Annotated in this window: 12 protein-coding genes; 5 read left to right on the top strand and 7 right to left on the bottom strand. The window is 73.4% G+C overall.

Going from position 1 to position 12,572, the window contains the following annotated elements; translation table 11 throughout:
- Positions 1 to 4: 4 nt before the first annotated feature.
- The gene (locus tag ACZ4SV_RS04925; RefSeq protein WP_468001463.1) at positions 5 to 307 is read right to left on the bottom strand and encodes a hypothetical protein; all 303 of its coding nucleotides are present in this window, start codon (positions 305 to 307) and stop codon (positions 5 to 7) included.
- Between the two features lie 220 nt (positions 308 to 527).
- Between ACZ4SV_RS04925 and ACZ4SV_RS04920 the strand changes: the two genes are divergently transcribed.
- The 3 genes from ACZ4SV_RS04920 (at position 528) to ACZ4SV_RS04910 (ending at position 2,227) form a co-directional block, all read left to right on the top strand.
- Positions 528 to 707 carry a hypothetical protein gene (locus tag ACZ4SV_RS04920; RefSeq protein ID WP_468001461.1) on the top strand — a complete coding sequence of 60 codons (180 nt, stop codon included), beginning with the start codon at positions 528 to 530 and terminating at the stop codon, positions 705 to 707.
- A 365-nt stretch (positions 708 to 1,072) separates the two neighbouring features.
- Positions 1,073 to 1,255 (top strand): hypothetical protein, encoded by a 183-nt coding sequence (locus ACZ4SV_RS04915; protein ID WP_468001459.1) that lies wholly within the window; start codon positions 1,073 to 1,075, stop codon positions 1,253 to 1,255.
- A gap of 81 nt (positions 1,256 to 1,336) precedes the next feature.
- Entirely contained in the window at positions 1,337 to 2,227 is an 891-nt protein-coding gene (locus ACZ4SV_RS04910; protein ID WP_468001457.1) for an SDR family oxidoreductase, read from the top strand.
- Between the two features lie 12 nt (positions 2,228 to 2,239).
- Here ACZ4SV_RS04910 and ACZ4SV_RS04905 read toward each other — a convergent pair whose 3' ends face one another.
- From ACZ4SV_RS04905 to ACZ4SV_RS04885, 5 genes are all read right to left on the bottom strand, one after another.
- The gene (locus tag ACZ4SV_RS04905) at positions 2,240 to 3,250 is read right to left on the bottom strand and encodes an aminoglycoside phosphotransferase family protein (RefSeq protein WP_468001455.1); all 1,011 of its coding nucleotides are present in this window, start codon (positions 3,248 to 3,250) and stop codon (positions 2,240 to 2,242) included.
- Positions 3,251 to 3,340: 90 nt separating this feature from the next.
- Positions 3,341 to 4,186 (bottom strand): carbohydrate ABC transporter permease, encoded by an 846-nt coding sequence (locus tag ACZ4SV_RS04900; protein WP_365877560.1) that lies wholly within the window; start codon positions 4,184 to 4,186, stop codon positions 3,341 to 3,343.
- Positions 4,183 to 5,121, bottom strand: a complete 939-nt coding sequence (locus ACZ4SV_RS04895; RefSeq protein ID WP_365877562.1) for a carbohydrate ABC transporter permease — start codon at positions 5,119 to 5,121, stop codon at positions 4,183 to 4,185. The genes ACZ4SV_RS04900 and ACZ4SV_RS04895 overlap by 4 nt, the downstream gene beginning before the upstream one ends.
- Entirely contained in the window at positions 5,118 to 6,416 is a 1,299-nt protein-coding gene (locus ACZ4SV_RS04890; RefSeq protein ID WP_468001452.1) for an extracellular solute-binding protein, read from the bottom strand. The genes ACZ4SV_RS04895 and ACZ4SV_RS04890 overlap by 4 nt, the downstream gene beginning before the upstream one ends.
- A 179-nt stretch (positions 6,417 to 6,595) precedes the next feature.
- A complete protein-coding gene (locus ACZ4SV_RS04885; protein ID WP_468001450.1) occupies positions 6,596 to 7,369 on the bottom strand; it encodes a polysaccharide deacetylase family protein in 774 nt (257 codons plus the stop codon).
- A 331-nt stretch (positions 7,370 to 7,700) separates the two neighbouring features.
- Between ACZ4SV_RS04885 and ACZ4SV_RS04880 the strand changes: the two genes are divergently transcribed.
- Positions 7,701 to 10,490 carry a M4 family metallopeptidase gene (locus tag ACZ4SV_RS04880; protein WP_468001448.1) on the top strand — a complete coding sequence of 930 codons (2,790 nt, stop codon included), beginning with the start codon at positions 7,701 to 7,703 and terminating at the stop codon, positions 10,488 to 10,490.
- 677 nt (positions 10,491 to 11,167) lie between these two features.
- Here ACZ4SV_RS04880 and ACZ4SV_RS04875 read toward each other — a convergent pair.
- Entirely contained in the window at positions 11,168 to 11,323 is a 156-nt protein-coding gene (locus ACZ4SV_RS04875; RefSeq protein WP_365877571.1) for a DUF6131 family protein, read from the bottom strand.
- Between the two features lie 357 nt (positions 11,324 to 11,680).
- Here ACZ4SV_RS04875 and ACZ4SV_RS04870 point away from each other — a divergent pair, with 357 nt between their 5' ends.
- Positions 11,681 to 12,553, top strand: coding sequence for an SGNH/GDSL hydrolase family protein (locus ACZ4SV_RS04870; RefSeq protein WP_468001446.1), 873 nt, complete (start codon positions 11,681 to 11,683; stop codon positions 12,551 to 12,553).
- The last annotated feature ends 19 nt before the right edge of the window (positions 12,554 to 12,572 follow it).

Below are 12,572 nucleotides of genomic sequence, written 5' to 3'. Positions count from 1 at the left end.
CCGCTCAGTCGGTCGGGGTCAGTTCGGCTGTCAGGGGTACGGCTGGGTGGGCCGTGTTGTCGACCACGGTCAGGCGGGGGCAGTCCGGGCCCGGTTGCCACTGGCCGCCCACCAGCGGGAGCAGCGCGATGTTCGGGGTCGGTCCGGCGGTGAAGTCCAGCCGGCCGGCGACGGTGCCGAGCCGGGTGCGGGCGAGGGCGTCGGCGACCGCGGCGCGGTCGGCCGGGTCGGCGGCCGTGGCCAGGGCGTGGCGGGCGGTCTCCAGCAGGGCGTGTGCGAGTCCCAGGGGCTGGAAGCCAGGGATCACCGGTGTCCTCCTGGTAGGCGCGGGCCGGCTCCGCGGCCGTGATGCCGTCCAGGCTGGAGCGGCAGGGGTGGCCCGGGCTCCAGTAGACGAGCGTGCCCACCCGCGCGGCGCCGGGTTCGGCGTGCACCTCGGGCGCCGGACGGGTGTGGGGGTGCGGGTAGGTCAGCCGGCGCGAGCAGGTGATCAGCCGGAGCCGCAGCCCCGCCTCGCGGACCCGGCGGTGGAAGAGGGCCAGGTCGGCCGCGGTGGCCGCGCTGGTGACGATCTCCGCGCCGAGGTCGCGCAGCCGGTCGGCCTCGTCCTGGAGGTCGCCGGCCGGCTCCCGGTAGGCGCCGAGGTCGGCGAGCGTGTGGCCGCGATCCGACAGCGCGGCCGGGAACCCGTACCGCTCGTGCCGTAGCAGCCGGCCGTACAGGCCGTCGTTCCACAGGCAGCCGACCGTGGCCCGCGCGCAGACCCGCTCCCACAGCCCGGCGAAGACCCGGGCGATGTCGTCCAGACCCCACGCGGAGCTTCACGTGGTTTCCCGCCGAGCGGTACCCGGCCTCCCGGGACAACGAGGAAACGCACCGCCGGCTTCGGTCCCGCCGGGGTGAAAGGCCGGGCGGGGGAGGGGGCGCGCAGGGGGCCGGCGGGGCGGCCGGGGCCGTGGTGACAGTACGAGTTTCCCAGTACCGCCAGTAACATGATCACCTTGCTTCGGGTGTACCAGTCAGTCAACTTCGGCGCTGTCCCTCCCCGGACGCGCCCTGCCCGGAGAAGTCCATGTCTTCTGTCAACGACGCGTTGGAAAACGCGCGCCTCACCTACGAGCAGCACCTGCGGACCTGCCGCCAGTGCCACGCCGACGCCGCGCCCTGCGCCGTGGCCAAGCACCTGCTGCGGCTGTACAACCTCGCCCGGCGGGACCGGATGCGGGCCGGCGGCCCGGACGCGCCCACGCCCTGACCGGCACCGGACGCTTTTCGTCCGCCGCGAGGCGGGAACACGGTCGGCTGTACCGAACGCGCGACACGTGAGGAGGCCACCGTGCCGGACCAGCAGGGTGAGCGGCCGAACCCGGTCACACAGCACGCCCGCCCCGACTTCCCCTCCCAGGACCAGCCGCATCCGGGGCACACCGGCCCGATGGACCCGCCGCCCGACCACGGCGAGGACTCCTACCGCGGCTCCGGCCGGCTCGACGGCCGCAAGACCGTGATCACGGGAGGGGACTCCGGCATCGGCCGGGCGGTGGCGCTCGCCTACGCCCGCGAGGGCGCCGACGTGCTCTTCACCTATCTCGCGGAGGAGGAGGACGACGCCCGCGAGACCGCCCGCCTGGTGGAGGACGCCGGCCGCAAGGCGGTCGCCGTGCCCTGCGACATCAGGGAGGAGAGCAACTGCCGCGAGCTGATCCGGCGGGCGGTCGACGAGTTCGGCCGCATCGACGTCCTCGTCAACAACGCCGCCTACCAGATGGCCCAGCCGGACGGCATCGAGGCGATCAGCACCGAGCAGTTCGACCGCGTGCTGCGGACCAATCTGTACGGCATGTTCTGGCTCACCAAGTTCGCCCTGCCGCACATCCCGGCCGGCGGCTGCGTCATCAACACCACGTCGGTGCAGGCGTACCAGCCCAGCCCGCCGCTGCTGGACTACGCGATGACCAAGGGCGCCATCGTCACCTTCACCCAGGGGCTGGCCCAGATGGTCGCCGAGCGCGGCATCCGGGTCAACGCCGTGGCGCCCGGACCGGTGTGGACCCCGCTCATCCCGGCGACGCTGCCCGACACGGCGGAGTTCGGCAAGCAGAGCCCGCTCGGCCGCCCGGCCCAGCCCGTCGAACTCGCCCCCGCCTACGTCTACCTGGCCTCGCCCCAGGCCAGCTTCATCACGGCCGAGATCCTCAACGCGACCGGCGGCACCCCGCTGCCCTGACCGTCCGGGCGGTCAGCCGGCCCCGAACGGCGGCTCGGCCAGGAGTTCCAGCAGCCACTCGGCGCTCTGGACCGCTCCCGGTCGGGCGCCGGCCGGGCCGGGGAACATCCGCCCCCAGGAGGCGGCCCGGCCCAGCGCGCTCAGCCGCCAGGCGAGCGCCGCCGCCCGCCGCAGTTCCGCGGCCGTGCGGCCGGGGCCGGTCCACGGTTCCAGATAGGCGTCGCGCAGCCGGGGCAGCACCTGCGGCCCGTAGCGGTCGCGGGCCCGCTCGGCGGTGACGCGCAGACTGCAGAACGGGTGGGAGACGGCGGCGTCGCCCCAGTCGAAGAAGGTGAACCGGCCCGGCTCCGGCCGGAACAACTGGCCGTCGTGCAGGTCGGCGTGGTCGAGCGTGTCCGGCACGCCGACGGCGGCGAGTTCGGCACACCAGTCGGCGAGCCGGGGCCGCAGGGCCGCCAGCCGGGCGCGCTCGTCCGGGTCCAGCGCGTGGCTCGCGGCGAGCAGGCGGTCGAACACCGCGGGCAGCCCGGCGGTGCGCGCGGAGGGCACGCCCAGCCGCTCGATCCCGGCCGTGTGCGGCACCAAGTCGCCCTGCATGCCCGCGTACTGACGCAGCAGCGCCTCCCACTCGCGCGGCGCGACCGGCTCCCGGTCCAGCACGGCCCGGAACAGTTCGCCGCCGTGCGGCAGCAGCGACCAGCCGCGCCCGGCGTCGACGGCCAGCGGCCGCAGCACCTGCCCGGGCACCCAGCGGGCCAGCGCGGCGGTCAGCGGGCCCTCGAACGCGCTGGCCTCCGGGTTCGCCTTGAACCAGACGGCCGTCCGCCCGGCCACGGGCACCCGGACGAGCACCGACCACGGCCGCAGCCGCACCTCCAAGGTCCCGTCCTGGACCAGGCCGTGCGCGGCGAGCCGGTCCGCGACCCACTCCAGGGCCCCGGCACGCCAGGACTCGCGCTCCCAGGGGGTCACCGCGTCCGGGTACCGGCCGCGGTCCACGACCGCCGTGTGATCCTCTCGCATCGCCTCATCCCAGCACCACGGCCAGGGGTCCGGCCAGCGGTTTTTCCCGCGCTGCGACGCCGGCCGGCCGCGGGGGGCGGGCGGCCTGCGTCAGTCCTTCACCGCTCCGCCCAGCCCGGAGACCAGGCGCCGCTGGACCAGGACGAAGAACACCAGGACCGGGACGGTCATCACGGTGGACGCCGCCATGACCCCGCCCCAGTCCGGCTCGTCGGGCTTGTAGAAGACCAGCAGGGCCATCGGAAGGGTCGACTGCGTGGTGTCGCTGATGATGAACGACTTGGCGAACAGGAAGTCGTTCCAGGCGGAGATGAAGGAGAACACGCTCGTGGCCACCAGGCCCGGCAGGACCAGCGGGAACAGGATCCGCCACAGGAACCGCGCACGGCTGGCCCCGTCGAGGTACGCCGCCTCCTCCAGGGACTCGGGGACGGCCCGGACGAACCCGCGCAGCATCCAGATCGCGAACGGCAGCGAGAAGGCGATGTGCGGCAGGACCAGGGACCCCAGCGTGTTCAGCAGGCCGGCGTCCCGCATGAGGAAGAACATCGGGATGGTGAGCGCCTCCACCGGCACCATCTGGGCCACCAGGAACAGCACGAGCAGGGTGGTCCGGAACCGGAACCGGAAGCGGGTCACGGCGGTCGCGGCGAGGAACGCGATCAGCGCGGAGGCGAGCACCACGCTCACCGCGACGACGAGGCTGTTGACGAAGTACCGGCCGAAGGCGTGCTGTTCGAACACGCGCCGGAAGGAGTCGAGCGAGGGCGAGGACGTCCAGGGCCGCGGCTCGGTGGACTGGATCTCCCCGGCCGGCCGGAGCGCGCCGAGCAGCATCCAGTACAGCGGGAAGGCGACGACCGCGGCGGTCAGCAGCGCGGTCGCCTCGGCGGCCGTCCGCCAGGGGCGCCGCAGCAGGGCGCGTACGGGGCTCACAGTTCCTCCCCCTGGCGGCGCAGCAGCCGCAGATAGCCGAGCGTGACGGCCAGCAGGATCACCAGCGTCACGACGCCGATCGCCGAGCCGAGACTGTACTGCGAGGACGCGAACGCCTTCTGATAGGCGTAGACGTTCAGCACCAGGTTCTGCCCGGCGATGCCGCCGCCGCCCGTCATCACGTAGATCTGGGTGAAGACCTTGAAGTCCCAGATCACCGACTGCACGGTGACGATGACCAGGATGGGCCGCAGCATCGGCGTGAGCACCGAGCGCCAGATCCGCCACTGCGAGGCGCCGTCCAGGGCGGCGGCCTCCAGCACCTCGCCGGGTACGGCGCGGATGCCGGCGTATACGGTGACCATCACGAACGGGAAGGAACACCAGACGACTTCGAGCAGCACCAGCAGGAAGGCGCTGTACCGGCCGTACGTCCAGGAATAGTCGCCGAGGCCCAGGAGGCGGTCGGCCGGGCCGTAGTCGGGGTCGAAGAGGAACAGCCAGACCGTCGAGCCGGTGACCGTCGGTGTCGCCCAGGCTCCCAGCGCGGCCAGCAGCAGAGCGGTCCGCGGGACGGCGCGGACCCGGGTGAGCAGGACGGCGAGCGCGCAGCCCACCGCCAGCGTGCACACCACACAGGCCGCCGCGAAGCCGACCGTCGCCAGCAGCACCTGCCGGAACTGCTCGTCGGCGAACAGCCCGGTGTAGTTGTCCAGGCCCCGGAAGCGGGTCGGTTCGCCGCCGCTGACCTGGGCCTGGGTGTACTCCAGGAACGACATCAGCCCGAGCTGGTACACGGGGTAGACCAGCAGTGCCCCGGACACGAGGAGGGCCGGCGCGAGATAGAGCCAGGGTGTCCAGCCGGCGTGGGCACGGGACCCACGGCGCGGCCGGGAGAGCGGGGGTACGGCTTGGCGGGCCGCCTTTCGCGTCATCCCGCGGTGCCGAACGCGTCGTTCATCCGGCGGGCCGCGTCCGCGGCGGCGGCCGGCAGGTCCTTCTTGCCGCTGACGATCTGCTGGAACATGGTCGGCAGCACCAGCGAGGAGTCGATCTGCGCCCAGCCGGGGGAGGCGGGCACGAACCGGGTGCCGGCGGTGAGCGTGTCGACGAACGGCTTCGCGAACGGGTCCCTCGCGGCGGCCTGTTCGCGTACGTCCGCGAAGGTCGGCAGGAAACCCATCGCGTCGAAGAGCCGCCCCTGCGTCTCCTTGCCCGCGAGCCGCTTCATCAGGTCCACGGCGAGCGTGCGGTGCGAGGTGCTCTTCAGCACACCGATGTTGTTGCCGCCCGCGAACGCCGGCGCGATGGAGCCGGGCCGCACGCCCGGCAGCGGCACCACCGCGTACTTCCCCTTGGCCTTCCCGGCGTCCACGGCGGCGTGACTGAAGTTGCCGCCGATCGCCATGGCCGCCTTGCCGGCGGCGAAGGCGGTCACCGTGTCGTTGCCGTTCATGCCCGCGCACTTGGCGGCGGGACAGTTGTCGTCGCCGAAGAGGGAGGTGTAGGCCGTGATGCCCTTGCGGGCGGCCGGTCCGGCGATGGCCGAGGTGTACCCACCGCCTTTCCGGGTGGCCAGGTCGCCGCCGTTGGCCCAGATGAACGGCATCGCGCCGTAGGTGTAGGCGCCGCCGACCGCGAGGCCGTACAGGTCGGGGCGCGCGGCGTGCACCCGCTTCGCGGTGGTGATCAGCTCGGCCTGTGACTTCGGCACGTGGAGGCCGAGCTGTCGGAAGACGTCGGTGCGGTAGTACAGCGCCCGGATGCCGACGTAGTACGGCGCACCGTAGACCTTGCCGTCCACGGTGACCGACTGCCGGGCGGTCGCATCGGTGTCCTTCGCCTCGTTCCAGGCACCGAACTCCCGGGTGACGTCGGCGAGTCCGCCGTCGTGCACATAGCCGGCGGTGTCGGTGTTGCCGTACTCGATGACGTCGGGCGCGGACCCCGGGTCGTTGAAGGCGGCCTTGACGCGCTGGGCGCGGGTGTCGACGGGGATGTACTCGACGCTGACGCGGGCGCCCCGGTGGGCCTTCTCGAACCCGGCCAGGACGGTGTCGACGACCCGCTCCTTGGGCTGGTTGTCGACCTCCTGGAAGAGCCAGACGCGCAGGGTGCCGGTCTTCTCGTCCTTGCCGGGCGAGGAGGTGCCCGAGGTCTGGGGCGCGCAGGCGGTGCCCAGCGCGGCGGCGAGCGCGGTGAATGCGGCGAGGCGGACGGACAGCTTCATGGACTGCTCCTCCTGTGGCGTTGCAACATGCGCAATACTGGTTTCGCTGTGCACAACGCCTCGGAGGCTAGGCGCTGCCCGAACACACCCACAAGAGGTCTCCACCACTCTGTGACCAGCGGACGCACCCCGTGCAACGCCTCACCGGTACAAAGACCTCATGACCGGCAAACGCCCGGTCAGCGCACGGGGAAACCGAAGGCGTACCCCTGCTGCTTCAGCCACGGCAGCAGGGTGCGCAGCGCCTCCACCGTCTGCGAGCGGTCGCCGCCCGCGTCGTGGAACAGGATCGTGGGACCGTTGGCCAACTGGCTCTTCACGGTGGCGACGACGGTCTCGCTGCCCGGCCGCTCGAAGTCCTTGGAATCCACGTTCCAGCCCAGCGGCCGCATCCCGTGGGAGGCCGCCAGCTTCCGGCTGTACGGGGTGAAGGCGCCGCCCGGGGCCCGGTAGTACAGGGGCCGCACACCGCCCGACGCCTGGGTGATCTGCCGCTCCGCATCGAGGATCTGCCGCGCTTGGTACGCCGGGGACTTGTGGTCCATGGCCGTGTCGTGCGCCACCGTGTGGTCGCACAGCCGGTGACCGGCGGCCACCACCTGCCGGACCAGCTCCGGGTGGGCCTGGGCCTGCGGGCCGACCATGCAGAAGGTCGCCTTCACGCCGTTGTCCCGCAGCAGCCGGAGCACCTGCGGGGTCCAGACCGGGTCCGGGCCGTCGTCGATGGTGATGTTGACCGCGTGCGCGCCCCGGTCGGAGGCGTGGACGATGGTCGCGGACACGGGCGCCGCCTGCGACGCGCCGGGCCGCGCGGCGGCACCCGGGGCGGCGGACCCGCCGCCGGGCTGGCCGGCCTGCGCCGTCCACACCGAGGTGGCGGCGGCCACCGCCGTCACCCCGACCGCCGCCGCCAGCACCCGCCCGTACCAGCCCCGTCCACCGTGCCGTGCCATGTCGTCCCCGCCCCTGAAGTGTCGTTCCGCCGTGCCGATCGGTTCCGTGCATCTGGCAGGACGACGGAGAACGATCACGGGATCCGTCTGTTACGGACCACGGACAATTCCGGGGCGCTCCCGCGACAGTGGGCCGGCGGCCGGGTCCGGAAATCGCCCTCGCCTCGTCAGGTCTGTTGCGCACCGGCGTGCCACCGCTTCCAATGGCCCTGCCCGACGGCGGACCGCTGCCGGGCAACGTGCTTGTGGGCGTGGGGGGTTGGGGACAGTGAGGCAGTGCGGAACGCGCGCCGGGCGGCCGGCGGCAGGGGCGAGAGCCCGGCGGAACCTCTTGTCCGGTGCGGCGGCGCTCCTGGGGGCCGCCGCACTCGTCGTTCCGGCGGCACCCGCCGGCGCCGCCGCGCCGCCCGGCCCCCGGGACCCGGCGACGCCCGCCCTGGTGGACGGCATCCGGGAGCAGGCACCCACGGCGCGTACCGCCGCGGACGCCGCGCGCGCCTACCTCGCCGGCCGCGCGGACCGCTACCGGATCGCCGACCCGCTACGGGACCTGGAGCCCGCGGGCACGCTCGTCTCCGGGGACCGGCGGACCGTGCGGCTGAGGCAGACGTACCACGGGGTGCCGGTCCTGGGCGGGCAGTACATCGTCCGCATGGAGCAGCGGGACGGCCGCCGCATCGTCACCGGCACCTCCGGCCGGTACTTCGGCGGACTGCGCACCGGCACGGCCGCCGGGATCGGCGACACCCTGGCGGTCGAGCGCGCGGTCGACTCCGTACGGCGCGATCTCGCAGCCGGGCCGGTCGGCGGGGACGCGGCGACGCCGCTCACCGGGACCTCGCACGGCCTGGTCGTCGTACCCCGGGGCACCGGCATCCTCACCCGGCACATCACCGTCCGCGGCACCGGCCCGGCATCCGGCGAACCGGTGCTGCGCGAGGTGTACATCGACGCCCGGGCCGGCTATCCGGTGCTCCAGTACAGCGGTGTCCGCACGTTCGCCGCCCCCGGCACCAAGGCCGCCTGGACCACCACGACCTCCCGCGACGGCGCGGGCCGTGCCCCGGCCGCCGTCCCCGCACCCGGCACGACGGGTTCCGCTGTCCGGCTGGGCGACGGGTCCGCGACGACCGGTTCCGGTGTCCGGCTGGACGGCACCACCGTGCCGCTCGCCGTCACCCACGACGACACCCGCGACGCCTATGTGCTGCGCGACCGCACCCGGGTCCAGGGCGAGGACGATCCCGGTCACGTCCTCGCCACCTGGGACGCGCGCGACCGCTGGGCGAGCGACCTGTCCGGAGCCTGGCCCGACGGCCTGGAGGAAATGGCCTCGCCCACCCCGCTGTTCGGCACCGACGCCACCGTGTCCGGCGCGGTCGACGCCCACTGGGCCGCCGGACAGGTCTACGACCACTACCGGACCAGGTTCGGCCGGGACGGCCTGGACGGACACGGCATGACCGTCAACTCCCTGGTCGGCGCCACCGATTACGGACAGCCGTACGTCAACGCCTTCTGGGACGGCCAGAAGATGGTCTACGGCTCCGGGGACGACGAGTACCGCCCGCTGTCCGCCGCCCTGGACGTCGTCGGCCACGAGATGACCCACGCCGTCGTCCAGCACTCCGCCGACCTGGTGTACGCGGGCCAGTCCGGCGCCGTGAACGAGGCGCTGGCCGACTACTTCGGCAACGCCATCGAGGCGGACGTCCGTCACCTCCCCATGGACGACCCCGACTCCGGGCTCCTCGGCGAGACCCTGTGCCGTACCAAGGACCCGCGCGCCTGCGCCATCCGCGACCTCAACGACGGGCGCACCACCGCCGGTTCCTTCCTCGGCGTCGGATTCGGCACCGACAACGGCGGTGTCCACCTGAACTCCACCATCTTCGCCGGCGCACTCTGGGACATCCGCGAGGACCTCGGCCCCGAACTCGCCGACGCGGTCGTCTACAAGGCGCTCACCGAATACCTCACCCCGCTCGACGGCTTCACCCAGGGCCGGGACGCGGTCCTCGCCGCAGCGAAACAGCTCAAGGCCGGTGGCAGGCAACTCGCGGCCGTACGGCGGGCCTTCACCGCGCACGGCATCGTCCCGCACTGGGAGGAGGCCCTCGGCATCGACTCCGACGTGCTGCTCTCCCGCGTCGACACCTACGACTCGCGGCTCGGCGCGGGCGGCGGCTGGTGGGCCGCCGCCGACTCCGACGAGTCCGGCGCGGAACCGTACTCGGTGTGGGCCGGCCGCACCGACGGCAAGGGACAGCTCCGGCTGATGAGCCCCAACGACGGCCGCTACCACGTGAATCCGGCCACCGACGGCAAGACCGTGGTGTGGCAGGCCCACGGCCCCGGAGGCGTGGACATCCTGGCCCGGCCGCTCGCCGGCGGACCGGTGCGCACCCTGTGGCACGGCCGCAGCACCGGCACCGCACTGGGCGTCGACGGTGACCTCGTGACCTTCGCCTACTACAACATCGGCGGGCGGGCCGGTGTGGCCTACCTGAGCCTGAAGGACCCCGCGAACGTCGTCACCATCGGCGGCGGCACCTACCACCGGGCGACCTTCCCGTCCGTGAGCGCCGGACGGATCGTCTACCAGGACTGGCAGCGCGTCTCCGCGGTGTACGAGGCCACCACCCGGCTGCGGGACACGGCCACCGGTGCGGAGACGGTGATCCAGCAGGCGGGTCCGCAGACCAGCCTGGGGCCGACCGCCCTCACCGCCGACCGCGTCTACTGGCTGCTCGACGCCACCGGCCAGAACGGCGCCACCACCCTGCGCCGCGCCGCAATAGACGGCTCGGGCATCACCGACCTCAGTCCGGAGACCGGCCCCGGCGCCCTCGACATCGCCGACGTGACGGCCTCCGCGGCCGCGGTGACGGTGGTCGCCCGCACCCCCGACGCCGAAACCGGCAACGCGGCGCTGTCCAAGCTGTGGCAGTTCACCCCGGACCGCGCGGGCGACGGCACGCACCGCGCCCGGGTCTCCTGCGACCGGGGCGAGCAGCTCTCCGCGGCGGCGGCCGACGGCACCCGGGTCGTCTGGCTGGACGCGACCACCGGCATCACCGACGTGGTGACCCGCGCCCGCCCCACCGGCACCTGCGCCTGACGGGGAACGCCGGGGCGGCACCGACCCGCCCCGACCCCTTCGCGGCCACCTCGACACCGACGGGCAGTGCCCTGAGAGGAGCCGGTGCGGCTGAGGGCGGGGTCTGGCGGCCGGGGCGCCAGGGGGATGCCGGCCAGGGCAACGGGGTCGACGGCAAGCGCGGTTACGACCACGCACGGGTACGCGCTGACGGGCGGTGCCGTCACTGGCCAGAGGGCGTGTCGGCGCCGGTCGTGGCGCCGGGGCCGGTGGTGTGGGGGAGACGCCGGTGGCAGGCCACGGCTGGTACGCGCCCGTGTCCGGCCCTGACCGGCGGTCCCGCCCCGGAGGCCCGGCCCCCGAAGGTCCCGCGCCCGCGCGGACAGGCTCCCGTGCGCGGTGCGTGGGCGGGCCGCGGCCGTTCAGCCGGCGGCCAGGGCGGTCCGTACGCGCACCGCCGTCCCGCCCGGTACCAGGACCGTGCCGCCCCATACCAAGACGTCCCGCCCGGTATTAGGACCGGCGTGACGCTGCGCCCCGTCCGGCCGGACAGCCGGCGTCGGCCACCCGCGCCGGCCGCCCGCGCCCGCCCGACGGCGCGGTCCGGCGGGTTCACGCGCCCCCGGAACCGGTCGCCGCGCGCGTCCGCCCGGCGCGCGGGCCGTTGGCCGGCGCGCGGGCGGGGCGAGGTGGCGTGGTTACCAGAAGTGGCGGCGGCCGCCGACCGCGTGGCCCATGGACCCGAGGATCCACAGGATGGCCCCTATCACCAGCAGGATCACCCCGATGGTCCACAGGATCGAGATCCCCGTGAGGAAGCCGACGACGAGCAGGATGATGCCGAGGACGATCATGGCGTGCCTCCGGATAGTGGTGCTCCTGCCCTTCGGGTGCCCATATTGCGACCGTCACCGCACGGAAAACAGGTAAAACTTCGCATAACCGAACTATTGCCCCTTGATGGGGTGACGGCCCCGGGCGGGTCCGGAGGTCCGTGTTTCAAAAGTTCGGTCCGCGATGTTGACTCCGTGTTTCGCCGGCCGCACATTACCTATCGGTAGTACTCCGTGGTAATCCCGCGGCCGGTCTCCCGCCCCGGCCCGGTCGAACCGTCCCGTTCTCGCGTTCCGGTGCAGCTCGTGGCACCGCCATGCCCGTTGGCGCACGCCCGCCGGTGCGTCCGTCGTGTCCCCTTCCGGGAAGGAAATGTCATGCCCATGACTACTCTGCGCCGTGTCCTCACCGCGGCGTCCGCAGTCGTCGGCGCGCTGGCCCTCGGTCTCGGCACGGCCCCCGCCCAGGCCACCGAACCCCTGCGCTACGCGGCGCTCGGCGACAGCTACAGCGCCGCCTCCGGCGTCCTGCCCGTCGACCTCGGCAGTCCGCTCTGTCTGCGCTCCACCGCGAACTACCCACACGTCATCGCCGGCCGGACGGGCGCCCGGCTCACGGACGTGACCTGCGGCGCCGCCCAGACCAAGGACTTCACCGAGGCGCAGTACCCCGGCGTCGCGCCCCAGACCGACGCGCTCACCGCGGACACCGACCTGGTGACGCTGACGATCGGCGGCAACGACAACGGCACCTTCATCAACGCCGTGACCGCCTGCGGCACCGCGGGCGTCTTCAGCGGCGGCAAGGGCAGCCCCTGCAAGGACAAGTACGGCACGTCCTTCGACGACCAGATCGACGCCACCACCTACCCGGCGCTGAAGACCGCGCTCCGCGCCGTACGCGCCAAGGCGCCCCACGCCCGGGTCGCCGTCCTCGGCTACCCGTGGATCACCCCGGCGACGGCCGACCCGTCGTGCTTCGTCCAACTGCCCCTCGCCGCCGGTGACGTGCCGTACCTGCACGCCCTCCAGACCCACCTCAACGACGTGGTCCGGCGCGCCGCCGAGGAGACCGGCGCCACCTACGTGGACTTCGCCACGGCTTCCGCCGGGCACGACGCCTGCCGGCCCGTCGGTACCCGGTGGGTCGAGCCGCTGCTGTTCGGGCAGAACATCGTCCCGGTCCACCCCAACGCCCTCGGCGAGCGGCGCATGGCCGAGCACACCATGAGCGTCCTCGGCCTCGGCTGACCGGGCGGGGTCCGGACCG

It is taken from the genome of Streptomyces sp. NPDC027672 (genome assembly GCF_055566335.1).
This window is presented reverse-complemented; position numbering and strand designations above follow the sequence as displayed.